The sequence below is a fragment of the Actinoplanes sp. NPDC051411 genome, assembly GCF_040682075.1.
Lineage (GTDB): Bacteria > Actinomycetota > Actinomycetes > Mycobacteriales > Micromonosporaceae > Actinoplanes.
This window is the reverse complement of the sequence record NZ_JBFBAD010000005.1, coordinates 32,144-58,980: the sequence shown is the minus strand read 5'-3', so window position 1 is coordinate 58,980 and position 26,837 is coordinate 32,144. Positions and strand designations below refer to the sequence as shown.

The window sequence follows — 26,837 nt, the reverse complement described above, 5'->3', positions numbered from 1 at the left end:
TGGGGGCGCGGGCGAGCCAGTCCATCCCCGTAGCCGGCTCGGACCGCCAGGGGCGAATCCGCGGACCGTGCCGGCTCGTTTATCGTGCCCGGCGCCGCTATCAATTGGCTCTCGTCCCGCTCTCGCCGACCGGACTAGGCTGGCGGTTCTGCCAGGTATCTCGGGGGCGTCATGCGGTTTCGCATCCTCGGACCACTGTCGGTCACTGTCGACGGACAAAGCGTGGTCATCACTGCGGCCCGTGATCGGGTCGTCCTTGCCATGCTGCTGCTCAGCCCGGGGCGGGTGCTGAGCGTCGACACGCTGATCGAGGCCGTGTGGGGTGAGGAACCGCTGGCCACGGCGCGGGGCCAACTGCAGAATTGCATTTCGCGCTTGCGCAGGATTCTGCCGTTTCAGACGATCGGCAGCGACCCGGCCGGATATCAGATCAATATCGGTCCGGACGATGTGGACTCGGTGGTTTTCGCCCGCCTCGCGGCGGCCGGTCGCCGCGACGGCGATCCCGCGCCGTTGCGCGAGGCACTCGATCTTTGGCGGGGCGACGCGCTCTCCGGCGTCGAGAGCGAGACCGTACGCCGTGCCGCCGCGTCCCTGGACGAGCAGCACGAGGCGGCGCTCGAGGACTGGGCCGAGCTCGAGCTGGCGGCCGGCCACCAGCGCGACCTGGTCGGGCCGCTCACCGACCTGGCCAAGCGGTTCCCGCTGCGCGAGCGCCTGCGCGGTCAGCTGATGCGGGCGCTGGCCGCGGCCGGCCGCACCGGGGAGGCGCTGGCCGAGTTCCGGCTGGCCCGCGACCAGTTGCTCGACGAGCTGGGCATCGAGCCGGGGCGGCCGTTGCAGGAGCTCTATCAACTGCTGCTGTCCGGCGGAGCCGGGCCGGCCGCGACGTCCGAGCGGCCGGTGGTGCGGAGCCTTCCGCGTACGGTCGCCGACTTCACCGGCCGCGAGGAGCTGATCGACCGCCTGCTGCGCCGGGTCGCCGCCGGCGGCCCGGCCGTGCTGGCGCTGGACGGCATGCCCGGCAGCGGCAAGACCACCCTGGCCCTGCACCTGGCGTCCCGGCTCGGTGACCGCTACCCGGACGCCCACCTCTACGTCGACCTGCACGGGCACAGCGAGCGCGCGCCCCTCGACCCGGCGGCCGCCCTGCTGGTGCTGCTGCGCCGGCTCGGCGTCGCCGCCGACCGGGTGCCGGAGTCGCTCGACGAGCGGATCGACCTGTGGCGCGGCGAGCTGGCCGGGCGCCGGGCACTGCTGATCCTCGACAACGCCGCGTCCAGCGCCCAGATTCTCGACCTGCTGCCGGCCTCGCCTGAGGCGCTGGTGCTGGTGACCAGCCGGCGGCGGTTGCTCGGGCTGGACGGCGTGCACCCGGAGTCGCTGCCGGTGCTCGACGAGGCCGAGTCGGTCGCGCTGCTGGCGCGGATCGCGGGCGACCGGGTGTTCGCCGAGCCGGGCGCGGCGGCCGATCTGGTCGGGCGCTGCGGTGGGCTGCCGCTGGCGATCCGGCTGGCCGGGGCCCGGCTCGCGCACCGGCCGCGCTGGCAGGTCGCCGATCTGGTCAAGCGGTTCGGCGACGCGGCGCTGCCCGAGCTGGCGGCCGAGAGCCGTACGGTGGCCGGGGCGTTCGCGCTCTCCTTCGGCCAGCTGCCGGAGCCGATGCGGCGGGCGTTCCGGCTGCTCGGTGTGCATCCCGGCCGGCTCTTCGACATCCCGGCGGTGGCCGCCCTGACCGGCCGGCCGCCGGACGAGGCGCGCGACCTGCTCGACGACCTGATCGACGTGCACCTGGTCGAGGAGCCGGAGCCGGACGTCTTCCGGATGCACGACCTGCTCCACGAATACGCGTCGGCTCTCGCCGCCGAGCTGCCGCCGGACGAGCGGCGGTCGGCCCTGCACCGGCTGCTCGACCTCGAACTGGGGGCGGCGCTGCGTACCCTCGCCGCGCCCCGGCTCCGATCGGTCCTTCGTGAGTTGAGCCTGCCCGGGCTGCCCGGCGCCGAACTGGCCGAGACGGTGGCCGACCCGGGCGCCCGGCTGGAGCGCGGCCGCCTCTACCTCGGTGCGCTGATCACGGCCGCGATCGCGGCCGGCCGGTCCGAATATTCGTGGCAGTTCGCCCGGGCGGCCTGGTGGCGACTGTCCACTCTGGGCTACGGCGACGAGGTCCGGGAGATGTTCACCCGGGCCCAGATCGAGGCGCGCCGCGTCGGCAACGGTGCCGCGGAGGCGACCTGCGCCAACTATCTCGCGTCGATCTACTTCCGGCGGGCCCAGTTCGACGACGCGCTGGCGCTGGTGCAGGAGGCGATCCGGATCCGGCGGACGCTCGGCGACCCGGTCCCCCTGTCGTTCTCGCTCGGCAACCTGGGCGCGATCTATTCGGCCACCGACCGGTTCGTCGAGGCGGCGGCGACCTCCGCGGAGGCGCTGCGGCTGGCCGAGCACGCCGGCGACGAGCACGCCGTGATGATGCGGCTGGACTCCCGCGCGATGAGCCTGAACCGGCTCGGGTTCTTCGATGAGGCGCTGCGTCTGCAGGGCCGGCGGCTGCGCGCCAGGCTCGGGGCCAAGGACGAGACCGACATCGTGCACTGCCTGCTCAACCTGATCACGATCCGGCGGCGGGCCGGCCGGATCGCGCCGCCGGCCGCCGAGCGGGCGTTGCGGATCATCCTGCGCCAGGCGATCCGGATCCAATACCCGGAGGTCGCCGCCGAGGCCCGGGCCGAGCTGGGCGACGTGCTGCGCGAGCGGGGCCGCTTCGCCGACGCGGCCGACCAGATCGAACAGGCCCTGGAGATGTTCGACCAGTCCGAAGAGGTGCGCTTCCGGGCTCGTGCGTTCAACACGCTGGGCGTTGTCCGGCGCGAGGGCGGCGACCCGGTGGCCGCGGCCGAGTTGCACCGGCGGGCCGGCGAGCTCGCCCGGACGGTCTCCCAGCCCTCCGAGATCGCCCGCTCGCACCTCGGCCTGGGCGACTGCGCGACCGATCCGGAGGTGGCCCGGTCGCACTGGCTCGCCGCGGTCGAGATCTTCACCCGGCTCGAGGTGCCGGAGCGGCACGTCGCGGCCGCCCGGCTGGCGGCGCCATGAGGTTCCGCATCCTCGGGCCGCTTTCGGTCACTGTGGACGGCCGGCCGGTCGCGGTCACGGCCTCCCGCGACCGCGTTGTGCTGGCCGCGCTGTTGTTGCAGGCCGGCCGGGTGGTGCCGGCCGGAGCGTTGATCGAAGCGGTCTGGGGCGACAACCCACCGGCCACCGCGCGAGGCCAGCTGCAGACCTGCGTCTCGCGCCTGCGCCGGGCCCTGCCACCGGGCTGATCGCGAGCGACCCGGCCGGCTATCGGATCACCATCGGTCCGGATGATCTCGACTCGCTGGTCTTCGCCCGCCTGGCGGCGGCCGGTCGCCGTGACGGCGACGCGGTGCTGCTGCGCCGGGGGCTCGATCTTTGGCGGGGCGACGCGCTCTCCGGGATCGAGAGCGAGACCGTACGCCGGGCGGCCGTGGCCCTGGACGAGGCGCGCGGCGCCGCGCTGGAGGACTGGGCCGAGCTTGAACTGGCGGCCGGGCACGAACGCGATCTGATCGGGCCACTGACCGACCTCGTCGAGCGGTTTCCGCTGCGCGAACGGCTGCGCGGCCAGCTGATCCGGGCGCTGGCCGGGGCGGGCCGGACCGGCGACGCCTTGGCCGAGTTCCGACGGGTCCGGTCGACCCTGCGCGGGGAGCTGGGGCTCGAGCCGGGGCCGGCGCTGCAGGAGCTGCACCGGCGGGTGCTGGCCGGCGAGGCGGCGCCGCCACCCCGAGTGGTGAGGCCGGTGCGGAGCCTGCCGCGTACGGTCGCCGACTTCACCGGCCGCACCGACCTGATCTCCCGGATAGCGGCGCGGGCCGCCGCAGGCGGACCGGCCGTGATCGCCCTCGACGGCATGGCCGGCAGCGGCAAGACGACGCTCGCCCTGCATGTGGCCGCCGAGCTGGGCGAACGCTACCCGGACGCGCATCTCTACATCGATCTGCACGGGCACAGCGAGCGGGAGCCGCTCGACCCGGCGGGCGCCCTGCTGGTGCTGCTGCGCCGGCTCGGCATCGGCGCCGACGAGGTGCCGGCCGACTCGGACGGGCGCGTCCACCTGTGGCGCGCCGAGATGGCCCGGCGGAGGGCGCTGGTGATCCTGGACAACGCCGCGTCGAGCGGGCAGGTCGTCGACCTGCTGCCGGCGTCGCCCGGTTCGCTGGTGCTGGTGACCAGCCGGCGGCGGCTGCTCGGGCTGGACGGCGCGCATCCGGAATCGCTGCCGGTGCTCGACGAGGCGGAGGCAGTCGAGTTGCTGGCGCGGATCGCCGGCGACCGGGTGTTCGCCGAGCCGGGCGCGGCGGCCGATCTGGTCGGGCGCTGCGGTGGGCTGCCGCTCGCGATCCGGCTGGCCGGGGCTCGGCTCGCGCACCGCCCGCGCTGGCAGGTCGCCGATCTGGTCAAGCGGGTCGGCGACGCCGCGTTGCCCGAGCTGGCGGCCGAGGACCGCACGGTGGCCGGGGCGTTCGCGCTCTCCTTCGGCCAGCTGCCGCAGCCGGCCCAGCGGGTGTTCCGGCTGCTCGGCGTGCACCCGGGCCGGTTGTTCGACGTCCCCGCGGTGGCCGCGCTCGCCGATCTGCCGGCCGGCGAGGCCGGGGAGCTGCTCGACGATCTGGTCGACGTGCACCTGGTCGAGGAGCCGGAGCCGGACGTCTTCCGGATGCACGACCTGCTCCACGAATATGCGTCGGCCCTCGCCGCCGAGCTGCCCACCGGCGGGCGACGGGCCGCGCTGGGGAGGCTGCTCGACCTCGAGCTGGGCGCCGCCCTGGCCACCGTGCCCGAGCCGGTCCGCCGGCCGATGATGCGCGAGCTCGGCGTGCCCGGCCTTCCCGCGGCCACCCTGGTCGCCGCCATCGCCCAACCACCGGCCCGGCTCGAGCGAATGCGTCCCTACCTCGGTTCCCTGGTCGCGGCGGCGGTCGACGCGGGCCGGCCGGAATACTCCTGGCAGCTGGGCCGGGCCGCCTGGCGGCAGCTGTTCGGCGACGGATACAACGACGACGTCCGGGCGCTGTTCACCACCGCCGGGGCGATCGCCCGCCGGCTGGGGGACGAGCTCGGCCAGGCGATCAGCGCCAACTACCTCGGCTCGGTCCACTTCCGCCGGGCCCAGTACGACGACGCCCTCGCCCTGCTCCAGGAGTCGATCCGGCTGCGCCGGCGGCTCGGCAACCCGGTCGCGCTCGCCTACTCGCTCAGCAACCTGGTCGGCATCTACAGCACGACCAGCCGGTTCGCCGAGGCGACCGAGGTCTCGCTGGAGGCGCTGCGGCTGGCCGAGACGACCGGCGACGCCCAGGCGGTCAGCAGCCATCTGGACAGCCGGTCGCTGCTGATGTCCCGGCTCGGCCGGCACGAGGAGGCCCTCATCCTGCAGCGCCGGCGGCTGATGTCGATGATCGACCGCGCGGACCGCAGCGGCGCGGTTTACAGCCTCTTCCACCTGATCCTGATCCGGCGGCGGGCCGGCCGGATCTCCGACCGGGCGGCCGAGCGAGCCTACCGGGTGGTGCTGCGGCTGTCCGTACGCCAGCGGATGGGCCAGGTCGAGGCCGAGGCGCATTCCGAGCTCGGCGACGTGCTGAGCTCCCTGGGCCGCCACGCCGAGGCGATCGACCAGGTCGAGCGGGGGCTGGAGACCTTCGACCGGCTCGACGACCACCGCATCTACGCCCAGGCGCTCAACACGCTGGCCCGGGCCCGGTGGGCGGCCGGGGACCGGGCCCGCGCCGAGGCCGACTTCGGGCGGGCCCTTCAGATGGCGCAGGGAGCTTCCCAGCCGTACGAGGTCGCCCGGGCCCACCTGGGCCTGGGCGACTGCGCGACCGACGCGGAGACGGCCCGGGCGCACTGGACGGCCGCGGCGGAGATCTTCACCCGGTTACGGGTGCCCGAGCGATACGAGGCCGCGGCGCGGCTTCAGGAGGTCGACTCGCAGAAGGACGAGACCGGGGTCAACCACTGCGCCATCTGAGGCTGCAGCGTGCTGTTGAGGTCCTTGAGCGTTTTCACCCGATCGAAATACTTCCGGTCGGTCGCGCTCTGCTCGAACTTGGCCGCCGAGGTCTCGCCGGCCGCCTGGAAGTCGGGGTCCTTGGCGGTGGCCGTGTCCTCGCGGATCTTGGCGCCGGCGGCCTTGAGCTTGGTGGCCGCGTCGGTCTCCGCCTTCTCGGCGTCGGCGGTCTGCTTGGCCTCCTTGAGCGAGACCAGCTTGCCCATCGCGGTGCCGAACTGGCGCAGCTCACCGCTGTAGACGGACTGCAGCTGGGTGCAGACCATCTGGGTGTCGACCGTGTAGTCGGGCAGCGTGGGGAGAGTTTCCGGGGGTGCGACGGAGACGGCCGGAGCCGCGGTGCTCTTCTTCGCGTTGTCGCAGGCGGCCACCGGCAGCAGGAGGCTGCCGGCGAGCACGACCAGCAGGGCGCGTCGCATGAGGGATCCTTCGTCGTCGGGGTCCAAACCCGCCCGACGGTACGTTCCGCGACCCGGCTCGTCCAACCGTGCGTGATCATCGCAATACCGGTCCGCCCCTTTTGTGTCGCCGAAAAGGAGGGAGGATGGCACCGTGACTTCTGAATTCCGGGTCGAGCGGGACACCATGGGCGAGGTCCGCGTGCCGGCCGACGCCCTCTGGCGGGCGCAGACACAGCGAGCGGTGGAAAACTTCCCGATTTCCGGGCGCGGCCTCGAGCCGGCCCACATCCGGGCGCTGGCCCAGATCAAGGGCGCGGCCGCTTCAGTCAACGCCTCACTCGGCGTGCTCGACCAGGATCTCGCGGAGGCGATCGCGACCGCGGCCGCCCACGTCGCGGACGGCGGCTACGACGACCAGTTCCCGATCGACGTGTTCCAGACCGGCTCGGGCACCTCGTCGAACATGAACGCCAACGAGGTCATCGCCACCCTGGCCGCCCGGGAGCTGGGCCGGCCGGTTCACCCCAACGACCACGTCAACGCGTCGCAGTCGAGCAACGACGTCTTCCCGTCCTCGATCCACCTGGCCGCCGCGGCGGCGGTGACCGGCGATCTGATGCCCGCGCTCGATCACCTGGCCTCCGCGCTGGGCGCGAAAGCCTCAGCCTGGGCGGAGGTCGTCAAGAGCGGCCGGACCCACCTCATGGACGCGACCCCGGTCACCCTGGGTCAGGAGTTCTCCGGGTACGCGCAGCAGGTCACCAACGGCATCGAGCGGCTCGAGTCGGTGCTGCCCCGGCTGGCCGAACTGCCGCTCGGCGGCACCGCGGTCGGCACCGGCGTGAACACCCCGCCCGGGTTCGCCTCGGCGGTGATCGACAAGCTGCGCTCGGTGACCGGCCTGCCGCTGACCGAGGCGCGCAACCACTTCGAGGCCCAGGGCGCGCGCGACGCGCTGGTCGAGACGTCGGGCCAGCTCCGCACGATCGCGGTCGGCCTCTACAAGATCGTCAACGACATACGCTGGATGGGCTCCGGACCTCGGGCCGGCCTGCGCGAACTGCGCCTGCCCGACCTCCAGCCCGGCTCGTCGATCATGCCGGGCAAGGTGAACCCGGTCGTGCCCGAGGCGGTCCGCCAGGTCGCGGCCCAGGTCATCGGCAACGACGCCACGGTCGCGTTCGCCGGCACCCAGGGCGACTTCGAACTCAACGTGATGCTGCCGGTGATGGCCCGCAACCTGCTCGAATCGATCCGGCTGCTGGCCAACGCGGCCCGGCTGCTCGCCGACCGGTGCATCGAGGGCCTCGCGCCGAACGTGGAGGTCGCCCGGGCGTACGCGGAGGGATCGCCGTCGATCGTCACCCCGCTCAACCGCTTCCTCGGCTACGACGAGGCGGCCGCGATCGCCAAGGCGGCACTGGCCGGTGGGCAGAGCATCCGCGAGGTCGTGATCGAGCGCGGCCACGTCGCCAACGGCACGCTCACCGAGGAACAGTTGGACGAGGCCCTCGACGTGCTCCGCATGACCCGCCCCTGACCCAGGTCGGTACCCTTGTACGGTGACTCTGCGCTTGTACGACACCGCGACCCGATCCGTCCGGGGCTTCGTCCCCCTGACGCCCGGTCAGGTCGGGATCTACCAGTGTGGTCTCACCGTGCAGTCAAGCCCGCACATCGGTCATCTCCGGTCCGGCATCAACTACGACATCTTGCGGCGCTGGCTCCTGCACACCAACTTTGAGGTCACCCTCATCCGCAACGTGACCGACATCGACGACAAGATCCTCGACAAATCGGTCGCGTCGGGCCGGCCGTACTGGGCGCTCGCGTACGAGAACCGGCTGGCTCTCGACGCGGACTACCGTGCCCTGAACGTTCTGCCGCCGACCTACGAGCCGCTCGCGACCGGTCACATCCCCGAGATGCACGAGCTCATCACCGAGCTGGTCGAGCGCGGACGGGCCTACCCGGCGGCCGGCGGCTCGGGCGACGTCTACTTCTCGGTCCCGTCATACCCGGAGTACGGCGCGCTCTCGGGCCAGGACCCGGACGACATGCGGCCGCCGACCGACGGCGGCGAGCCCGACAAGCGCGACTATCGCGACTTCGCTCTGTGGAAGGGCGCCAAGGCCGGCGAACCGGAGGATGCGGCATGGCCTTCGCCGTGGGGGCGCGGGCGTCCCGGCTGGCACATCGAGTGCTCCGCGATGGTCCGCCGCTACCTCGGTCCCGAGTTCGACATTCACGGGGGCGGCCTCGACCTCACCTTCCCCCACCATGAAAACGAGCTCGCGCAGTCCCGCTCGGCCGGCCTGCCGTTCGCCCGCTACTGGGTTCACAACGCCCTGCTCAACCTGGGCGAGGCGAAGATGAGCAAGTCGCTGGGCAACGTCATCGACCTGGCCGCGGTGCAGGCGATGGGCATCCGGCCGGTCGAGCTGCGCTATTACATGGGTACGCCGCACTACCGGTCCCGCATCGACTACTCCGACGATGCGCTGCGGGAGGCCGCGGTGGCCTACCGGCGCATCGAGGGCTTCGTGCAGCGGGCAGTCGAGGTGGTCGGCCCGGGCCGGCCCAAGGACGTGCCGCCGTCGTTCGCCGCCGCTATGAACGACGACCTCAACACCTCGGCCGCGCTGGCCGTCGTGCACGACACGATCCGCGAGGGCAACACCGCGCTGACGACCGGCGACGAGGCCGGCATCCGGGGAGCGCTCACCGCGGTCCGGGCGATGCTGGGCGTGCTCGGCCTCGACCCGCTCGACGCCGCCTGGCGCGGCAAGCAGGACAAGGGCGACCTCAAGCCGGTCGTCGACGCGCTGGTCAAGCTGGCGCTCGAGCAGCGGGCGCAGGCCCGCACACGCAAGGACTGGGCGGCCGCCGACGCGGTCCGCGATCAGCTCAAGAACGCGGGAATTCAGGTGGAGGACACTCCGGCCGGTCCGCGATGGACGGTAGGAGAGCAGCACTGATGCCAGGAAATTCGCGTAATGCCAGCAAGCGGGTCACGTCCAAGAAGGGCACCGCCCGCGGCTCGGGCGGCAAGAACCGCGACTCCCTCAAAGGCCGCGGCAAGACCCTGCCGGCCGACGAGCGGCCGTGGCACAAGGGCTATTCGGGCACCGAGAAACTGCCCGAGAAGACAGCCCGCAAGCAGGACAAGGAGCGTCGCCAGGCGGCGGCCGAGGGCCGCGCGCCCAAGATCGGCCTGCCCGGCAGCAAGGACACCACGTGGGGCCGCGGCGGCGGGCGCGCCACCGGCCGCCCGATGCAGCAGCGGGGCGGCAAACTCCCCAACCGTGGGCCGCGGGTGGCCCCCGGCCGTAAGTCCAACCCGACCCGCGAGGGCCCCGAGCTGCTGCTCGGCCGCAACCCGGTGGTCGAGGCGCTGAGAGCGGCGGTGCCCGCGACGGCGCTCTACGTCGCCCAGGGCATCGACATCGACGACCGCGTCACCGAGATCGTGCGCACCGCGGGCGACAAGGGCATCCCGATCCTCGAGATCAGCCGCAACGAGCTCGACCGGATGACCGGCGGCGTCCTCCACCAGGGCATCGGCCTGCAGGTGCCCCCGTTCGCGTACGAGGACTTCAACGACCTGCTGGCGGCCGCCCTCGAGCAGACGGCGCCGCTGCTGGTCGCCCTCGACGGCATCACCGACCCGCGCAACGTGGGCGCGGTGATCCGTTCGGTGGCCGCGTTCGGCGCCCACGGCGTGTTCATGACCGAGCGCCGCGCCGCCGGCATCACCGCCACGGCCTGGCGCACCAGCGCCGGCGCTGCCGCCCGGGTCCCGGTCTCCCAGGTGGTCAACCTGACCCGGGCGATCAAGGAAGCGCAGAAGGCCGGCTTCACCGCGATCGGCCTCGACGCCGACGGCGAAACCGACCTCTACGAGCTGGAAGCCGCGGTGGGCCCGCTGCTGGTCGTGGTCGGCTCCGAAGGCCGCGGCCTCTCCCGCCTGGTCGGCGAAACCTGCGACCTGCGGGTCCGCATCCCCATGTCGTCCGACGTCGAATCCCTCAACGCCAGCGTCGCCGCCGCGGTGACCCTCGCCGAGGTGACGCGCCGCCGCCTCTACGAATAGGCCGAACGCACTTCAGCCGCCCCGGAGATTCATTTCCGGGGCGGCTTTTTGTTCACCTCTCCACGGACTACGCATTCCGAGCCGTAAAGTTCTTCCTTGCGAGGGTTGTCACAATCGCTTGGAGCAGCGACAAGGCGAGCGTGGAATAGGCCTCGGCCTACCGGTAGACCCCATTCGCGTTTCACCATTTGGGGGGCTGTGTGAACAAGCTCAAAACGGTCGCCACGGCGACCGCTGGACTGGCGATCGGAATCGCTCCGCTGCTCATCTCGGGACCGGCTCAGGCCCACACCCGGACCGCGCCGCTGTACGTGTCGGCGGGCGCTCACGGGCACCACGCGGCCGACCGGAACTGCGCCACCGCGGCGTACGGCTCGATCGGCGCGGCGGTCGCCGCGGCACCGACCGGCGGCAGCGTCATCGTGTGCGCCGGCACCTACCACGAGGGGGTGGCCGTGACCAGGAAGCTGACCGTCGCGGGCCGCCCGGGCGCGACCGTGGACGCCACCGGCAAGATCACCGGCGTGGCGGTCACCGCCGCCGGCGTGACCGTGAGCGGCCTGACCGTCCGCAACGCCATCGGCGAGGGAATCCTGGTCAACGGCGCCGACCACGCGACCGTCACCGGCAACGTCGTGGCCCACAACGACCTCGGCGGCGCCCCGACCGACCCGGTGCCCAACACCTATCCCGAATGCCAGGCCAACCAGGGCGTCCCCGGCGACTGCGGCGAAGGCATCCACCTGATGGGCAGTTCGTGGTCGACGGTGGCGGGCAACGTCAGCCACGGCAACAGCGGCGGCATCCTGGTCAGCGACGAGGGACGGCCGGCCGCGCACAACCGGATCGTCGGCAACACGGTCACCGGCAACCTGACCGCCTGCGGCATCACGGTGGTCGGCCACAACCCGGCCGCCGCCCCGAACGGCGTGCCGGCCCCGTCGGTCGCCGGCACCTTCGACAACGACGTGATCGGCAACCGCATCTCCGGCAACGGCCTGATCGCCGAGGGCGCCGGCGTGGTCCTGGCCACCGGCGTGCCGGGCGGTGCCGTCTACAACAACCTGGTGCAGGGCAACGACATCCAGGGCAACGGCCTCTCCGGCGTAACGGTCCACAGCCACGCGCCGGGCCAGTTCCTGAACAACAACGTCATCCGCGCCAACACCATCGGCACCAACAACCTGAACGGCGACAAGGACTTCGCGCCCGCGATCGACACCGAAACCACCGGCGTCCTGGTCGCCACGGTCGCCCCCCTCGCCATCCAGATAACCGAAAACCACATAACCGCCAACCATTTCGGCATCTGGATCACCGGCCCCGCCAAAGTCACCGGCTCCGCCACAAACCACTTCACCCACGTCACCACCCCGGTGGCCCACAGCTAACCCCCTAATACCCCACCGACAGAAAAGGCCGGGCCCCCGCACACCGCGGCCCGGCCTTTCCCCACCCAGACCATCTGCAGGCCGTCCCACCCCCGCAAGGCCCAGCCAACAATTTCCGAAAAGAACGTCCACCCACTCTGGTCTCTGGTTTTTTGGGTCTCTGGTTTTTGCCTCGTGGGGCGTACCCACCCCACCCGCAACATCCCCACCAAGAGCAACCACCGCACCGTGGGGGTCTGGGGGGTCGCCCCCCAGGCAAGCATGCGAGACGGACCGGCCCGAGCGGTATGCGGGCAGACTCCACCTCCGGCGAGCCCCCGGTCGGGGTCGAACCGACGACCTCCCGTTTACAAGACGGGTGCTCTGGCCAACTGAGCTACAGGGGCGTGGGGGTCAGCATAACGTCCCGGATCTCGGCGGCCTGCTTGGCAGGTCACGTAAAAAGCTTTACGTTTACAGCGCTGTTCCTCCACTCGGATCGTCCGGCACGTTCCTGCCGGTGGAAAGGAAGTTGGTTCAATCATGGCCACCGTTACTTACGACCATGCCTCCCGGATCTATGCGGGCTCTGAGCGTCCGGCTGTCAACGAGCTCAGCCTGGAGATCGGTGACGGCGAGTTCCTCGTTCTGGTCGGTCCTTCCGGTTGCGGCAAGTCGACCAGCCTGCGCATGCTCGCCGGCCTTGAGGATGTCGACAAGGGTCGCATCCTGATCGAGGGCAAGGACGTCACGAACCTGCCTCCGAAGTCGCGTGACATCGCGATGGTGTTCCAGAACTACGCTCTGTACCCGCACATGTCGGTGTACGAGAACATGGCGTTCGCGCTGAAGCTGCGTAAGACCTCGAAGGCGGAGATCGACCGCCGGGTGAAGGAGGCGGCGGCGCTTCTGCAGCTCGAGGAATACCTTTCGCGCAAGCCGAAGGCGCTCTCCGGTGGCCAGCGCCAGCGTGTCGCGATGGGCCGCGCGATCGTGCGTGAGCCGCAGGTGTTCCTCATGGATGAGCCCCTGTCGAACCTGGACGCGAAGCTGCGGGTGCAGACCCGTTCGCAGATCGCGACGCTGCAGGCGAAGCTGGGTGTCACGACGGTTTACGTGACGCACGACCAGGTTGAGGCCATGACGATGGGTCACCGCGTGGCGGTGCTTCTCGACGGTGTGCTGCAGCAGGTCGACACCCCGCGGGCGCTCTACGACACTCCCGGTAACGTTTTCGTGGCCGGCTTCATGGGTTCCCCGGCGATGAACATCAAGACGGTTCCGCTGACCGAGACGGGTGCGACGTTCGGTGCTCTGGACATTCCGCTGACCCGGGAGCAGATCGCGGAGGCGCAGAGCGGCAACGGCAAGGTGACGGTCGGGTTCCGTCCGGAGGCGGCCGACCTGGTGTCGGAGTCGACGAAAGCGCTGCCGATCGTGGTCGACCTCGTGGAGGACCTGGGTTCGGACGCGAACGTCTACGGGCACGCGGCGATGGACGGCGGTTCGGAGCGGTTCGTGGTCCGCACCGACCGGCGCAACATGCCGAGCATGGGCGAGACGGTTTACGTGCAGCCGCAGACGAGCGCCATCCACCTGTTCAACGCCACGACCGGCCAGCGCATCTGATCTGGTTTCGTTGGGACGGGCGGCCTCTTCAGGGGCCGCCCGTTTTATTTGGCGAACCTGAGGATCACGAAGTCTTTGACGTCGCTTTTGTCGGACACGCAGGCGATGACCGATTTGTTCCACGAGCAGGTGTCGGTGCGGACGTCGTTGAGCGGCCCGAGTTGCACCGGCTGGTCGCCGAGGTGTTGCCCGGCGAGGGCCGGGTCGTCGGAGGAGCCGGAGAGCGGCTTCGCGAACTCGAGCAGATTGCCGCCGTCGAGGCGGGCCGCGACGCCGCCGTTGGTCCACACAGTTTTGCCTTTGCCGTCGAGCAGCGTGGTCTGGGACGAGTTGTCGACGAGCAGCGACGACCCGACGGGCACCAGGCCGTCGACGCGGGCGAGCGGGTGCGTCCAGGCGCGGCCGTGTTTGTCGAGGTCGAGGGCGGTGACGACGTCGGTTTTCGCGTCCGAGCCGGTGTCTTCGACGAAGCAGATCCGGTCGCCGCAGGGGGTGAGGTGGCTGAGGTAGCCGTTCTCGGGCGCGGTGTAGAGCACCGTAGGTTCGCTTTCACCGAGTTTGCCCAGGTCGTACGCGACGATTCGCTGCGTGTCCTCGGACTGCCGCACGATCAGCCGCCCGTCGTTGACCACGACTCCGTCGCTGGTGCCGGCCACCCCCGGTGCCCCGGTCAGCACCTTGCCGCTCTCCGCGTCGATCACCCGGGCCGACCGGTCGGCGCTGACCTGCACGATGCGGGTGTCGTCGCTCGCGTCGGGGTCGAGCGGCCGCCCGGTCACGGTCGCCGGGCCGTCCAGGTCTTTCTTGGTGGTGGCGGGGAAAACGGCGGTGCTGCCGTAGCCGGTTTTCGGGTCGTCGAGCGGCGGCCATTTCGGTGTGCCGTCGCTCTGCCGCAGCCCGAGCAGCTTGTGCGTGGTGTTGTCGGCGATGACGGCGACGTCGCCCACGTAGTAGACGTCGTCGTTGCTGCCGATGACGCGCGACCAGGCCAGCTTGCCGTCCTTGGCGCGGAGCACGGCTAGTTTGCGCTGGCTGTTGAGGTCGGTCCCGGACAGCAGGGCCACCCCGCCGGGCAGGGCCGTCATCGACTCCCATTGGTCTGCCTGGCCGGCTTCGGCGCTCTTCCACGTCGGCGTCTTCGCATCGGAATCGGTGGCGACGACGCCGATGCGGCCGGAGTCGTCGGAACTCGCGAAATAGACCCGGTCGCCGATCACTTCAGCGTCCGCGAACCGGTAACTGATCGGCACCACCGCCGACACCCGACCGACCAGGCCGAGCGTCTGATAGTCCAGAGCGGGATAGCCGGGCCAGAAATACCAGGCCGAAACCCCGCCGATCACCAGCAGCGCCGCCACGGCGCCGGCCATCAGGACGTACGCTCTCCGCCGCGCCTGAGGCTTGCGTCCGTCGGTCCCGGGGTCGCCCCGGGGTTTCTCCGGCCCGCTCTCAGCGTCGTGGTCGTTTCTTGACGGTCCGTTGTGAAAGGCCGCCGGCGAACTCGGAAACAGCCCGTGCCCACCGGCGGCGATCGCGGCCGCTTCCCCGGTGGCCCAGGGGTCAACCGGCTCGGCATAAACCCGGTCGTCGTGGCCGGCCGCTCGCGGAGCCGGGACCACGGCTGGATGCCGTGGGTGTCCGCCGCTCGCCGCTGGGCGCTCGTTCCGGGCGCCCGGCGGCCTTTCGTTTCCGTCCCGCGCGGCTGGCTGCTTTCCGTTGCTCGCGCTTCGCTGCTTTCCGTTTTCGTCGGCCGCGGTTGGACGTGGGGCGTTTCCGCCGCTCGCGGCCGGCTCATCTCCGTTCCGATGATTTGCGCTGTCGCCGACGGCGGCGGCTGGACCGCCGTCCCGGCCGGCGCTGATCGGGCCTGGTCTGCCTGACGCTGCCGGATCGCCGGCCGGTGCGCCGCTGCTGAGTGACGCTCCAACGGCAACAACGCCGTCGCTTCCCGGCATGGTCGGCGTGATGGGCGCGCTGTCGGCCCGGGTGTCGGTGATCGGCGGCGGCTCGGTGGGCACGGTCCTCGGAGTCGGAGTGGGCGTAGCCGCCGTGGCCACCCCGGGCGCGAATCGCGTCACCCGCGGATCGCCGTCCCCGGCCGTCCCCGGGGGCCCTGACCGATCCGCACCCACTGAGGGCCTGGCCTGGCCCGGTTGGCCAAGCTGGCCGGCCTGACCAACCTGGCCGGGCTGGCCGGGCTGGCCGGGCTGGCCGACCTGGCCGGGCCGATCGGGCTCACCAAGCTGGCCGGTCTGGCTCGGCTGGCTCGGCTGGCTCGGGTGGCCCAGCTGGTCTGGCGCGGCGGTGGTCGAGGCGACCAGGGTGGCGCCTTCGGCGACCGGGAATTCGGGCTGTTCGAGGACGGTCGGGGCGATGCCGAGGTGGCTGTGCAGGAGGCGGCCCACCAGCGGGACCCGGGACGAGCCGCCGACCAGGAACAGGCCCGCCAGGTCGGGTGGGGCGATGCCGGCGGCGGCGATCACGGAGCGGGCCTCGGCGACCGCGCGGTGGATCAGCGGGTTGGCGGCGGCCTCGAGTTCGTCCCGGGTCAGGTGGATCGCCTGCTCGACGCCGGGAACCGGGACCGGGGCGAACGAGTTGCGGGACAGCATCTCCTTGGCGCCGCGGACGCTCTCCCAGAACTCGCGCCGCGCCCGCCACTGGGCCAGCGTCGCCGGGGTGGTCAGTGCGCGCCAGGCCTGCGGCTCACCGCCCGACAACAATTTGCCCAGGTGGTCGACGAGCGCCGCGTCGAGGTCGAGGCCACCCAGGTTGTCGTCGCCGCCGGAGGCGGTCACGGTGAAATGCGGCCCGTCGTTGCGGGCCACGGCCACGTCGAGCGTGCCGCCGCCGAAGTCGAAGACCGCCAGCGACGAGCCGACCGGCACCGGCCGCCGGAGCACGTCGGCGAAGTATCGCGCGGCTGCCACCGGCTCGGGGATCAGCCCGGTGTCGCGCGGCCAGCCCGCCCGCTCCAAAGCCCCGACCAGCACTTCCCGGCGCGGCGCGCCCCAGCTGGCCGGATAGGTCAGCACGGCCGGCGGCAGGAACCCGGCCGTCGCGACCGCCTCCCGCGCGACCGCCCCGAGCACCGCCGCCAGCAGGTCGGCAACCGGCACCTCGGCGTCGCCCAGCAGGACGGCCTCTTCGTCGATGTGACGCTTGGGGTGAGGCTCGAGCCGCCCCGGTTCGGCGTGCCCGAGCCGCAACGCATCCGGCCCCACGTGTAGCCGCCCGGCGCTGTCGAGGTAGACGGCCGACGGCAGCAGCGGCCGCCCGTCGAAGAGCAGCGGCCGGGTGCGCCCGTCGGGCCGCCGCAGCATCGCGACAGTGTGCGAGGTGCCCAGATCGACGCCGAGCAACATGCCGCTCACCCTTCCGCCACATCCGTCTCGGCCGACACTCTACGGCCCACCCCCGACACGCTTCGAAGCCCGCACCAGCAGCGTGGGGCCCGGATGCAAGCCCGGGTGGGTTCGTCCGAGGTGTCACAAATCGATCCCATGGTTGTGGACAACCGCCGAAAAATGTCAGACCTGGCCGCTTAACTCGGCCCACCCAGTGGAGGGGTGGGGTGGGTGGGTTGCCGGGACCGAGCTCGGCCGCGGCGTGCCTGACCGGAACGCGTGAACCGGGGTGCCCGGGTGCGAGCGGCGGGTTGCCCGGACCGGACCGGGGCGCCGTCTGGGTAGGGGCCGCGCGATTGCCGGAGGCGGCGCCGTGGTTTGGGCGGAATAGGGCGACGCGATTGCCAGGGCGGGGCCTCGGGCTGGCCGGGGTTGGGTGACGGGAAGGCTCGGGTACGGGCCGAGGGCTGCGGCGACGTGATGGCTGGGGTGCGGGGCCGCGATGGGCGACGCGACGGCTGGGATGCGGGCCTGGGGGTGGGCCGCGCGGTGGCTGGGATGCGGGCCCGGGGTCGGCTGCGCGGTGGCTGGGATGTGGACCTGGGGTGGGGCTGCGCGGTGGGATGCGGGCCCGGGGTGGGCTGCGGGCCGGCTTGAGATGTGGGCCCGGCCTGGATCGTCGTTCTTCGCGGCGGCGAACGACGGCGGGATGTCGTTGGGCCGGCCCGGCCGACCACCTCGACGGCCTGCTGCACGATGCCGTCGATGCGCCCAGGCCCCGCGCCTCCCGCCGCGCCTCGTCGGAGTAGTCGATGCGGGACCGGTAGTGCGGCGCGCCCCATGTAACAGCGCAGCTCAACGGGCCGACCGCGATGGCCGGCATGCGGGTCTCGGCGTGGGGCGACGCGATGCCTGGGATGTGGAGGGCCTAGGTCGGGCGACGCGATGGCTGGGGTGGGGCCGGGGTGGGGCGACGCGATACCTGGGGTGCAGAGCGCATGGGGGCCGGTGTGGTGGCGACGCGATGGCTTGGGACTTGGGCCGGGGGCTGGGCGAAGCGTTGGTTGAAGTGCGCGCCAGGGTGGGGGCGACGCAACGGCTGGGGTGGGACGGCGCGATGGGTGGGGTGCGCGCCGTGGGGGTGGCCGGGGCCGGGCGCGGCCGGGATGGGGTGGCGCGATGGGGTGGGTGCAGGCCCTGCGGAGTGATCGGGGTGGGCGGCCTGCGGCGGCCGGGTGGAGGGCGGGGTGATTGGGGTGGGGTGCGGGGTGACCGGGCGGGCCCGCCCGGCGGCGGCGTGCGGAGGGTGGGCAGCGGCGGTGCTGGGCGTTGGGGAGTGGGAGTGTTGGACGGCCTCGTATTTTGTGGGGAGCCGGCGGCGGGCCGCCTGGCCGGGTAAGCCCTAGATTGGCCGCATGCGTATCGAGCGGGTCGGGGACGTCGCGGCGGTGTTGCGGGGGGCTGATCTCTTTGATTCGCCGCCGCTTCCGGCGGCTACCGAGAAGTTTCTTGCCGCGCCGGGGCATCATCTTCTGTTCGCCTACGACGATTCGGGGCGGCCGGTCGGCATGATCTCGGGGGTGGAGATGACCCATCCCGACAAGGGCACTGAGATGTTCATCTATGAGCTGGGGGTGGCTCCGGCGGCGCGGCTGCAGGGGGTCGGCTCGGGGCTGGTGGCGGCGCTGGCTGAGGTCGCGCGGGTGAGCGGGTGCTACGGCATGTGGGTGGGCACCGAGACCGACAACGAGGCGGCGCTGGCGACCTACCGGCGGGCCGGGGCGGGTGAGGAAGCCGAGTTCGTGCTGCTCAACTGGGATCTGGTGGAGAATGTCTAGCCCGGTGCGCAGCTGGATCAGCCCGATGCGGGCGCGGTCGTCGCAGGAGCCGCATCGGGCGTCGACGCCGCTCGAGGCGTTCTTTGATCTGTGTTTTGTGGTTGCGGTGGCAGCCGCCGGCGTGCCCCTGCATCACAGTCTCGTCGAGCATCGGGTGGCGTTCGGGGTGGGGCATTTCCTGCTGGTGTTTTTCGCGATCTGGTGGGCCTGGATGAATTTCACCTGGTTCGCCTCGGCGTACGACACCGACGACGACGTCTACCGGATCACGACGCTGGTGCAGATCGCCGGAGCTCTGGTGCTGGCGGCCGGGATCGAGCCGGCGTTCGACAACGGCGACTTCCGCGTGGTCACGATCGGCTATGTGATCATGCGGCTGGCGCTGGTCGGGCAGTGGTTGCGGGCGGCGCGGGCCGATCGGGAGCGGCGGCCGGTGGCGCTGCGGTACGCCGTCGGGGTGGCCATCGTGCAGGTTCTGTGGATTCTTCGGCTGCTGCTGCCGGACGCGCTGCTGCTGGCCGCCTTCCTCGCGCTGGTGGTGGCCGAGCTGGCCGTGCCGATCTGGGCCGAGCGGGCGCGGGGCGGCCCGACGACGTTCCATCCGCATCACATCGTCGAGCGATACGGCCTGTTCACGCTGATCGTGCTCGGCGAGACGGTGTCGGCGGCGACGCTGGCCGTGCGGGGTGTCCTCGACCAGGGCGGTCACGAGACGGCGCCGTTGCTCGAGCTGGCCGTGGCCGGGCTGGTCATCGTCTTCGCGTTGTGGTGGATCTACTTCGACCGTTCGGCCCACAACCTGTTGAACACGTTGCGCGGATCGATGATGTGGGGATACGGCCACTACTTCATCTTCGCGGCGGCGGCCGCGGTGGGGGCGGGGCTGTCAGTCGCGGTCGATCACGCTACCGAGGCGGCCGAGATCTCGGACACGCTCAACGGGTATGCCGTGGCGGTGCCGGTCGCGGTCTATCTGTTCTTCGTGTGGTTGCTGCATCTGCGGCCGCATCAGAGCGGGCCGATGCTGGTCGTTTTCCCGGTCGGGACGGTTTTGATTCTGCTGGCACCGCTCGGGCCGGAGTCGATCAAGGTGATTGCCGGGATTCTGGTGGTGCTGGTGGCCATCTTGGTCACGTTGGGCCGCAGGGTTCCTGACCCGGTGGGGTGAGAGCTCGCCCTGGGGGCTGAGCGAGCTCTCACAGCGCCGAGATGTCCTACTTGTACTGCTGGTCGATGCCGGCGACCGGGCGGGTGTTGGGGGAGAAGGTGCGCTCGCTCGGGTCGATCGGCTCCTCGTGAAGGCGCGGATCGGCGGCCGGCGAGGACGCGGCACCGGCGGAAGGGGCCTTGTCGGGGCCGCCGATGGCCGGCGCCAGCACGGCCATCCCGCCGCCGGGCAGGCCGCTCACGTCGGAGACGGAAGGAACGGACGGCGTGCCGGGCGTCGGCAGCACGCCGCCGAGCAGCGGCAAGCTTTCGGTCGAGCCGGCGACGGGCCGGTCGAGTGACGACGGGTCGACGGAGGACGGATCGGCCGACGGGTCGAACGACGGGTCGAACGAGGAGCTGAAGGGTTGCTGCTGCTGCCCGCTCGGCAGCAGGCCGCCGAGCACCGGGATCCCTCCGAACAGCCCGGAATCGTCGTTGAGCGAGGTCTGCGGCTGCAGGGGCCCGATCACGCTGGCCGGCGGCCGGTCCTGAGCCGCCCGGGGCAGCAGCGCCGGCGAGTTGGTGCCGGGCTGAATCTGGGTCAGCGGCCGGCTGCCGTCCAGCGGGACGGTCACGTGGAGGTTGTTGGTCGGGCGGCGTACGCGGTCGAGGCCGTTGTTCGCCTGCTGGGCGGCGCCGGAAGCACCGTTGACGGCACCCGCCATGGCCATGCTGCCGGCCCCGCGGACCGAGTCGAGTGCGTTACCGCCGGCTCCCGAGAGCAGGTCGCCGACCGGCGGCGCGACGGAGTTGCCGGGCAGCAACTGGGGGGAGGAGGGCTGGTCGTCGGCCTGGGCCGGGGATGCGGACAACAGGAAGATCCCGCTCGCCATCGCCGCTCCGGCAAACCATAACTTGCGCACTGATCTCCTCCAGAACAATTCGGACGAAAGCATCGGAAGGGGAAACGAGTGGCCCCACCGGGGGGTTCCGGCCGACTACGCTCGCGGCGTGAATGCCGAACCGTCCAAGGAGGTCGCGCGGCGGTCTCTTGTGACGAGGCTGCGCGAGCGAAACGGGCGGAACGGTGACGCCCGCCCGCACTTCGTGGTGTGCGGGGCCGACGCGCTGGTCTACACGCTCGCCGAGGAGCTGGCCAACTCCGGGCATCGCATCCGGCTCACGGTGATCACGCCGACCCGGGTGCGGCCGGAGGTGCCCGATTTCGGCGATCTGCGCACCCGGGGCGTCCGCGTGATCCACGCCGAGCGGCTCGACGAGCGGGCGTTCCGCGACGCCGGCCTGGCCGGCGCCACCGCGCTGGCCCTGGTCATGCCCGACGACATGGTCAATCTGCACGCGGCGCTGTGTGCCCGCGCGGTCGAGGGTGACCTGCGCCTGGTGGTCCGGATGTTCAACACCAGCCTCGGGCACGGCGTGAAGAAGCTTTTCGCCGACTGCGCCGTGATGTCCGACGCCGCGATGGCCGCTCCCGCCTTCGTCGCGTCGGCCCTGGGCGAGGTGGCGCCGACCCATTTCCGTTATGCCGGGCGCACTCTCTATGTCGCCCGCCGCGGTGACGTGGCGGCCGACAGCGTCGTGCTCGCGCTGACCAGCGGAGCCGCCGTGCTTCCGCGGCAAGAGACCGGGCACGATCCCCGAGACCTGGTGCTGGCCGAGGGTTCGGGCCGTAACAACGCCCAGGCCGTCGCCGCCCGCCATCTCGCCCGCGCCGGCCGCCGCCGACGGAGTCTGCTCGGGGCCGGCCGCGCGCTGCGGGGCGCCCTCAACCGCAAGCTCGGCATCGCGGTGTTCTCGACCCTCACGGTCACCGTGCTGGCCGGCAGCCTGCTCGCCCACCTGACCGGTGTGCGCGGCGTCTGGCGTTCGGTCTATGTCACGCTGCTGACCGCGATCGGATCGTCCGATGTGGAGCCGAACGGGTCGCCGGTCGCCCAGGCCGCCCAGCTGGTGCTGGCGATCTCCGGCGTCGCGCTGCTCCCGCTGATCACCGCGGCGGTCGTCGACGGGGTGGTCAAGGCCCGGCTGGCGATCAACAGCGACAAGATCCGCGGGGTCCACGCCGACCACATCGTCCTGGTCGGGCTGGGCAACGTCGGCACCCGGGTGATGCGCCTGCTGACCGACCTCGGCGTCGACGTGGTGGCGATCGACAAGAAGCCGGACGCCCGCGGCGCGCACGCCGCCGAGCGGCTGGGCGTGCCGCTGATCGTGGCCGACGCGTCCCGGGAGGAAACCCTGCGCGCGGCCTCGATCGAAACCTGCAAGGCCCTGGTCGTGCTCTCGACCGACGACGCGGTCAACCTGCAGGCGGCCCTGCACGCCCGGGCGGTGCGGGACGATCTGCGGGTGGTGCTGCGGCTGTTCGACGACGACTTCGCGCGCCGGGTCCAGGACGCCTTCAACATCAATATTTCCCGCAGCGTCTCCCGGCTGTGCGCGCCGGCGTTCGCCGCGGCGATGCTGGAGCGCGAGGTGCTGGCCACGATCCCGGTCGACCGGCACGCGTTGCTGGTCGCCGCGGTCAAGGTGCTGCCCGGGTCGGAGCTCGACGGCGCGCCGCTCGAGCGGGCCGACCGGCCCGACAGCGCGCGGGTGATCGCGATGTCGCAGGCCGATTCGGAGTGGGTCGACTGGACGGCCGATCACCGCCGGGTGCTCGCGGCGGGCGACGAGGTCGTCTTGGTGGCCCGCCGGGCCGGGCTGCGGCGCCTGGTCGAGCAGGCGACGCCACCGCTAGAGCAGGCCCGCGTCGACTAAAGCGGCTGGAGAAGGCGAAGGGGCTAGAGCAGGCGAAGCGGCTAGAGCAGGCCCGCGTCGACGGAGCTCAGTGACTCGACCGTCGTGCCGAGCACGGCCTGCTCGTCGGGCTTGTTGGCCAGGATGTCGTTGAGGTACGACTGCACGGCCGGGGCCATGCCGACGTCGCGTCCGGCCTGCTCGGAGAGCAGCCACTTGTGCTGGATGATCTGGGTGAAGATCTCCTGCGGTTCGAGCTTGTTGCGCATGCCGGCCGGCACCGCGCGCACCACCGGTTCGAAGACCTCGGTCAGCCAGCGGTGGGCGGCCTGCTGCTCGTCGGTGAGGTCGCTCTCGGCGCGGTAGGTGTCGAGGTCGTTGAGCAGCTGGCGGGCCTGATTCTCCTCGGCGTCGAGGCCGGTCAGGCGCAGCAGCCGCCGCGTGTGATAGCCCGCGTCGACGACCTTGGGCCGCACCCGGATGCCGCCGTCCACCGTGGACATGTCGACCTCGGCCACGTCGAACCCGAGCTCGTTGAGCCGCCGGATGCGCCGCTCGATGTCGTGCCGGGCGTCGCGGGCCGGCACCTCCTGCTCGTACGTGACCTCATGCCACAGCCGGTCGTAGCGCGCCACGATGTCGTCGACCACCGCCTCGGGGTCGATCGACTCGTGCAGCAGTTCGGCCGCCTGCAGGTCGAGGCATTCGCCGAAGATGTTGAGCCGGAGGATCTCGATGTCCTCGCTGCGCTGGCCCTCGGACAGTTTGGGGTAGAGGTTGCCGGTCTCGGCGTCGACCAGGTAGGCCGCGAACGCGCCGGCGTCGCGGCGGAAGAGCGTGTTGGACAGCGAGCAGTCGCCCCACGAGAAGCCGGTCAGGTGCATCCGCACGATCAGCGCGGCGAGCGCGTCGAGCAGCCGGTTCATCGTCTCGGGTCGCAGCACGTGGGAGAAGAGCGCGCGGTAGGGCAGCGAGAACTGCAGGTGCCGGGTGATCAGCACGGTCTCGAGCGGCTCGCCGGACGGATCTTGCCGGTCGGTGACGATGGCCACCGCCTCGACGGCCGGGAAGTCGATCCGTTCCAGCGCGCGGAGCAGGTCGTATTCCTTTTCCGCGATGCGCTCGCGGGTCTCCTTCAGGGCGTAGACGACGTCGTTGAGTTTGACGAACCGCACGATGTGCCGGGAGATGCCCTGGGGCAGGGCCACCAGGTGGTCGGCGGGCCACTCCTCGAGCGGGACGGCCCACGGCAGATCCAGCAGCGCCGGGTCGACGAGGGCGGAAGTGATGCGCACCGGCTAAGTGTGCATGTTCCTGGGCGCGCGTCGCCGCCGCACGTGGCTCGTTACACAGAAGCGAAGTCGCCGGAACAGTCGATATGCCCCTGATATGACGCGAATGGCGGAAGCGAAATGCGACGTAAGACAGGCATTGTCCTGGGAGTGTGTGCCGCCCTGGTGCTCGCCGGCTCCTCCGGTGCGGCCGCGCTCAACTACGCCTCGGACGACGGCAAGCCGGTCGGCACATGGCAGGAACCGGACATTTCGCGTACGCCCGTCGCTGCCGTCGCGAAAGCACCCGATGGTGTCGCTCCGGCGCCGGGCGCCTCGGCACCCGGCGCGAAGGTCAAGGAGAGCGGCGAGCTGAGTGCGCCGGTCACGGCCCCTTCCCGTACGCGGGAACCAGTGACCGAATCGGCCGGAGTGACCGACGACGGCCGCCAGCGGGTCGGCGAGTTGCTGCACGTCGACAAGCTGCTCGGATATCTGGCCGCCGGGCCGGAGACCGAGTCGTTCTCCTATCCGGGAGCGTCCTATGTGAAGCTCCACTTCGACCGGATGGCGATGCTGCCGGGCGACTACGTGACCGTGTCGAACCCCTCCGGCACCGAGTCCTACCGTTACGACGCCGAGTCGGTCCGGGCCGACAAGTGGGCGATGTCGGTCACCGGTGACAGCGCGGTGCTGGAGATGCACCGGGCCGCCGGCAACGCCGTCAGCAGCGCGCTCGGCACGCTCGGCGTCGGCGTCGACCAGGTCGCCAAGGGCTTCACCCGGACGCAGCAGCAGGCCGAGCCCGAGAACCAGATGCTCCCGCCCGACCGCACCGGCAAGGAGGAGTCGGTCTGCGGCACCGACACCTCGAAGGACGCGGTCTGCTACCAGTCGTCCGACCCGGTCGCCTACACCAAGTCGAAGGCGATCGCCCGGCTGCTGATCAACGGCACCGAGCTGTGCACCGGCTGGCGCGTCGGCCCCAACAACCGCATGCTCACCAACAACCACTGCTTCACCACGTCGGCCGAGGCGACCAACACCGAGGTGTGGTTCAACTACCAGTGCGCGCAGTGCGGCGGCTACGACGTCTTCCAGCCGACCAAGGTGTGGGGCTCGCAGGTGCTGTCGACCGACCACACCTACGACTACACGCTGTTCTCGGTCGGCAACTTCGCCGCGATCCAGAAGTACGGCTCTCTCACCCTCGACACCGCGCGGCCGGTCAAGGGGCAGGAGCTCTACGTTCCCCAGCACCCGGCGGGCGAGCCGACCCGGATCGCGGGTTCGCTCGGCGAGAAGGCCGGTAACTGCGCGGTCATCGACCCCAACTACACCGGGTACGCGGCCGGCTCGGACGTCTCGTACCTCTGCGACACCGAGGGTGGCTCCTCCGGCTCCCCGGTGATCTCGCGCAAGACCAACAAGGTGGTGGCCCTGCACCACTTCGGCGGCTGCCCCAACTCGGGGGTCCGGGCCGACCTGCTCGCGGCCAAGCTGGCCAAGCTCCTCTAGGTTTTGAGGTGTGTCCCGACAGAGCTCTCCCAGTATGGCTTGGTGGATCGACCTGGTTCTGGTCGCGGCGTTCGCCGCTCTGACCGCCGTCCTGATCGACGGCCACCTGCTGGTGTGGGACCAGCACGTGGCCGACTGGGCGTTCGCGCACCAGCCGGGGCTGATCTACTGGACGGCCCGGGTCTTCAACACCCTGGGCCAGGGTGGCCAGTTGCTGATGCCGGTGTCGATCATCCTGACCGCGTGGCTGACCTGGCGCACCCGTTCGGTGCGGGCGGTCTTTCCGTTCATCGCCGCGTTCGTGCTGACGTACATCACGATCGGCCCGCTGAAGATCTGGGCCGGCCGGGCCGCGCCCCGCTTCGAGGGCCCGGACAAGACCGAGATGTTCAACCCCCATGCCTCGGGGGCGGCCGCGATGAGCTATCCCTCCGGCCACATGGGCAACTCGCTCGTCTGGTACGGCGTGATCGCCCTGCTGGTGGCCGCGTTACTGGGCCGTCCACTGACCGGCCGGGAGTGGTTCCTCATCCGCGTCCTGCCAGTGGCGATCCTCTTCTGCACCACGATCTACACCGGCTTCCACTGGCTGACCGACTCGGTCGCCGGCGTGCTGCTCGGCCTGTTCCTGACCCGCCTGATCGACCGCGTCCCGTGGGACGCGATCCCGCTGCCGTCGTTGAAGGGCTGGAACCGGCCGTCCCGGCTCACAGTCGGCAGCTGATCTCCATGCCGTCGCCGACCGGGAAGTTCACGCTCAGATAGCCGTTGGCCGGGTCGCGCACGTAGTCCAGGTAGGGCTTGAGCGAGGGCAGGTCGGTGTCGTCGCCGAGCACCACCGCGCCCGGGGCCAGCCGGTCCTCGAGCAGCCGCAGCACCGGCAGGCAGAGGTCCTTCCAGCCGTCGAGCAGCACGACGCCGATCGGGCCGGGCAGGTCGGCCAGCGTCTCCCGCGCGTCGCCGGCCAGCACCGTCGCCACGTCGCCGAGGCCGGCCGCGGCCAGGTTGGCCCGGGCGGCCGCCACCTTGACCTCGCTCAGCTCGGTGCTGACCACGTGGCCGGCACCGTTGTCCTTGACCGCCGCCGCCAGATGCAGGGTCGAGATGCCGTAGGACGTGCCGAACTCGACGACGGTGGCCGGGCGGGCGGAACGGGTCAGCGCGTACATCAGATGACCGGCCTCCGGTGAAACCGGGAGATAGGCCGCGGCCATGAGGTCGGCGCGTTCCTGGGCGTTCCCTCCCTCGAGCCGTGCCATGGGGAAATCGAGGGTGTCGTCGCCCTCGGCGGCCGCTTCGAGCCGGGCCAGGACGGCTCGGAACTCCGCACTCTGCAATGTCGTCATGGCCGCTAGAATAGA

At 71.3% G+C, this 26,837-nt stretch carries 18 protein-coding genes and 1 tRNA gene; 13 read left to right on the top strand and 6 right to left on the bottom strand.

Features of this window, described 5'->3' with window-relative positions; translation table 11 throughout:
* Positions 1 to 222 precede the first annotated feature (222 nt).
* Genes AB0M88_RS04080 through AB0M88_RS04070 form a run of 3 tightly spaced genes read left to right on the top strand, consistent with a single transcriptional unit; the run spans position 223 to position 6,061 of the window.
* Positions 223 to 3,099, top strand: coding sequence for a BTAD domain-containing putative transcriptional regulator (locus AB0M88_RS04080; RefSeq protein WP_364095047.1), 2,877 nt, complete (start codon positions 223 to 225; stop codon positions 3,097 to 3,099).
* On the top strand, positions 3,096 to 3,326 hold the full coding sequence (locus tag AB0M88_RS04075) for a winged helix-turn-helix domain-containing protein (protein ID WP_364095301.1): 231 nt from the start codon (positions 3,096 to 3,098) through the stop codon (positions 3,324 to 3,326). The genes AB0M88_RS04080 and AB0M88_RS04075 overlap by 4 nt, the downstream gene beginning before the upstream one ends.
* Positions 3,242 to 6,061 (top strand): BTAD domain-containing putative transcriptional regulator, encoded by a 2,820-nt coding sequence (locus tag AB0M88_RS04070; RefSeq protein ID WP_364095298.1) that lies wholly within the window; start codon positions 3,242 to 3,244, stop codon positions 6,059 to 6,061. Before AB0M88_RS04075 ends, AB0M88_RS04070 begins: the two co-directional genes overlap by 85 nt.
* Here AB0M88_RS04070 and AB0M88_RS04065 read toward each other — a convergent pair.
* Positions 6,007 to 6,519, bottom strand: a complete 513-nt coding sequence (locus tag AB0M88_RS04065) for a hypothetical protein (RefSeq protein ID WP_364095044.1) — start codon at positions 6,517 to 6,519, stop codon at positions 6,007 to 6,009. The genes AB0M88_RS04070 and AB0M88_RS04065 overlap by 55 nt on opposite strands.
* A gap of 133 nt (positions 6,520 to 6,652) precedes the next feature.
* Between AB0M88_RS04065 and AB0M88_RS04060 the strand changes: the two genes are divergently transcribed.
* The 4 genes from AB0M88_RS04060 to AB0M88_RS04045 all read left to right on the top strand — a co-directional run bounded on the left by AB0M88_RS04060 (position 6,653) and on the right by AB0M88_RS04045 (position 11,985).
* Entirely contained in the window at positions 6,653 to 8,041 is a 1,389-nt protein-coding gene (locus tag AB0M88_RS04060) for a class II fumarate hydratase (protein WP_364095041.1), read from the top strand.
* 22 nt (positions 8,042 to 8,063) lie between these two features.
* The gene (cysS, locus tag AB0M88_RS04055; RefSeq protein WP_364095039.1) at positions 8,064 to 9,479 is read left to right on the top strand and encodes a cysteine--tRNA ligase; all 1,416 of its coding nucleotides are present in this window, start codon (positions 8,064 to 8,066) and stop codon (positions 9,477 to 9,479) included.
* Positions 9,479 to 10,594 (top strand): 23S rRNA (guanosine(2251)-2'-O)-methyltransferase RlmB, encoded by a 1,116-nt coding sequence (gene rlmB / locus AB0M88_RS04050; protein ID WP_364095036.1) that lies wholly within the window; start codon positions 9,479 to 9,481, stop codon positions 10,592 to 10,594. The genes cysS and rlmB overlap by 1 nt, the downstream gene beginning before the upstream one ends.
* A gap of 200 nt (positions 10,595 to 10,794) precedes the next feature.
* Positions 10,795 to 11,985: a right-handed parallel beta-helix repeat-containing protein gene (locus AB0M88_RS04045; protein WP_364095033.1), complete on the top strand. Its 1,191-nt coding sequence runs from the start codon at positions 10,795 to 10,797 to the stop codon at positions 11,983 to 11,985.
* Between the two features lie 312 nt (positions 11,986 to 12,297).
* Here the strand turns inward: AB0M88_RS04045 and AB0M88_RS04040 are convergent.
* Positions 12,298 to 12,371: transfer RNA gene (locus AB0M88_RS04040), tRNA-Thr, on the bottom strand.
* 136 nt (positions 12,372 to 12,507) lie between these two features.
* Here AB0M88_RS04040 and ugpC point away from each other — a divergent pair.
* On the top strand, positions 12,508 to 13,593 hold the full coding sequence (gene ugpC, locus AB0M88_RS04035) for a sn-glycerol-3-phosphate ABC transporter ATP-binding protein UgpC (protein ID WP_364095030.1): 1,086 nt from the start codon (positions 12,508 to 12,510) through the stop codon (positions 13,591 to 13,593).
* A gap of 44 nt (positions 13,594 to 13,637) precedes the next feature.
* Here ugpC and AB0M88_RS04030 read toward each other — a convergent pair whose 3' ends face one another.
* The gene (locus tag AB0M88_RS04030; RefSeq protein ID WP_364095027.1) at positions 13,638 to 16,958 is read right to left on the bottom strand and encodes an Hsp70 family protein; all 3,321 of its coding nucleotides are present in this window, start codon (positions 16,956 to 16,958) and stop codon (positions 13,638 to 13,640) included.
* A 1,397-nt stretch (positions 16,959 to 18,355) separates the two neighbouring features.
* Between AB0M88_RS04030 and AB0M88_RS04025 the strand changes: the two genes are divergently transcribed.
* The gene (locus tag AB0M88_RS04025; protein WP_364095024.1) at positions 18,356 to 18,778 is read left to right on the top strand and encodes a GNAT family N-acetyltransferase; all 423 of its coding nucleotides are present in this window, start codon (positions 18,356 to 18,358) and stop codon (positions 18,776 to 18,778) included.
* Positions 18,771 to 19,946, top strand: a complete 1,176-nt coding sequence (locus tag AB0M88_RS04020; RefSeq protein WP_364095022.1) for a low temperature requirement protein A — start codon at positions 18,771 to 18,773, stop codon at positions 19,944 to 19,946. The genes AB0M88_RS04025 and AB0M88_RS04020 overlap by 8 nt, the downstream gene beginning before the upstream one ends.
* A 46-nt stretch (positions 19,947 to 19,992) precedes the next feature.
* Here AB0M88_RS04020 and AB0M88_RS04015 read toward each other — a convergent pair whose 3' ends face one another.
* On the bottom strand, positions 19,993 to 20,820 hold the full coding sequence (locus tag AB0M88_RS04015) for a hypothetical protein (protein WP_364095019.1): 828 nt from the start codon (positions 20,818 to 20,820) through the stop codon (positions 19,993 to 19,995).
* A gap of 118 nt (positions 20,821 to 20,938) precedes the next feature.
* Here AB0M88_RS04015 and AB0M88_RS04010 point away from each other — a divergent pair, with 118 nt between their 5' ends.
* Positions 20,939 to 22,708, top strand: coding sequence for an NAD-binding protein (locus tag AB0M88_RS04010; RefSeq protein WP_364095016.1), 1,770 nt, complete (start codon positions 20,939 to 20,941; stop codon positions 22,706 to 22,708).
* A 41-nt stretch (positions 22,709 to 22,749) separates the two neighbouring features.
* Here AB0M88_RS04010 and AB0M88_RS04005 read toward each other — a convergent pair whose 3' ends face one another.
* A complete protein-coding gene (locus tag AB0M88_RS04005) occupies positions 22,750 to 23,982 on the bottom strand; it encodes a DUF4032 domain-containing protein (RefSeq protein ID WP_364095013.1) in 1,233 nt (410 codons plus the stop codon).
* Positions 23,983 to 24,099: 117 nt separating this feature from the next.
* Between AB0M88_RS04005 and AB0M88_RS04000 the strand changes: the two genes are divergently transcribed.
* Positions 24,100 to 25,476, top strand: a complete 1,377-nt coding sequence (locus AB0M88_RS04000; protein WP_364095010.1) for a serine protease — start codon at positions 24,100 to 24,102, stop codon at positions 25,474 to 25,476.
* A gap of 34 nt (positions 25,477 to 25,510) precedes the next feature.
* On the top strand, positions 25,511 to 26,200 hold the full coding sequence (locus AB0M88_RS03995; RefSeq protein WP_364095008.1) for a phosphatase PAP2 family protein: 690 nt from the start codon (positions 25,511 to 25,513) through the stop codon (positions 26,198 to 26,200).
* Here AB0M88_RS03995 and AB0M88_RS03990 read toward each other — a convergent pair.
* Positions 26,184 to 26,822: a class I SAM-dependent methyltransferase gene (locus AB0M88_RS03990; protein ID WP_364095005.1), complete on the bottom strand. Its 639-nt coding sequence runs from the start codon at positions 26,820 to 26,822 to the stop codon at positions 26,184 to 26,186. The two genes, AB0M88_RS03995 and AB0M88_RS03990, sit on opposite strands and share 17 nt — an antisense overlap.
* Between the last annotated feature and the right edge of the window lie 15 nt (positions 26,823 to 26,837).

Bases quoted from the DNA above. Each gene is read 5' to 3' on its own strand.
- AB0M88_RS04075 (WP_364095301.1), top strand. From the start codon at position 3,096: ATGAGGTTCCGCATCCTCGGGCCGCTTTCGGTCACTGTGGACGGCCGG.
- AB0M88_RS04065 (WP_364095044.1), bottom strand. From the start codon at position 6,519: ATGCGACGCGCCCTGCTGGTCGTGCTCGCCGGCAGCCTCCTGCTGCCG.
- rlmB (WP_364095036.1), top strand. From the start codon at position 9,479: ATGCCAGGAAATTCGCGTAATGCCAGCAAGCGGGTCACGTCCAAGAAG.
- ugpC (WP_364095030.1), top strand. From the start codon at position 12,508: ATGGCCACCGTTACTTACGACCATGCCTCCCGGATCTATGCGGGCTCT.
- AB0M88_RS04030 (WP_364095027.1), bottom strand. From the start codon at position 16,958: ATGTTGCTCGGCGTCGATCTGGGCACCTCGCACACTGTCGCGATGCTG.
- AB0M88_RS04025 (WP_364095024.1), top strand. From the start codon at position 18,356: ATGCGTATCGAGCGGGTCGGGGACGTCGCGGCGGTGTTGCGGGGGGCT.
- AB0M88_RS04020 (WP_364095022.1), top strand. From the start codon at position 18,771: ATGTCTAGCCCGGTGCGCAGCTGGATCAGCCCGATGCGGGCGCGGTCG.
- AB0M88_RS04015 (WP_364095019.1), bottom strand. From the start codon at position 20,820: ATGGCGAGCGGGATCTTCCTGTTGTCCGCATCCCCGGCCCAGGCCGAC.
- AB0M88_RS04000 (WP_364095010.1), top strand. From the start codon at position 24,100: ATGCGACGTAAGACAGGCATTGTCCTGGGAGTGTGTGCCGCCCTGGTG.
- AB0M88_RS03995 (WP_364095008.1), top strand. From the start codon at position 25,511: ATGGCTTGGTGGATCGACCTGGTTCTGGTCGCGGCGTTCGCCGCTCTG.
- AB0M88_RS03990 (WP_364095005.1), bottom strand. From the start codon at position 26,822: ATGACGACATTGCAGAGTGCGGAGTTCCGAGCCGTCCTGGCCCGGCTC.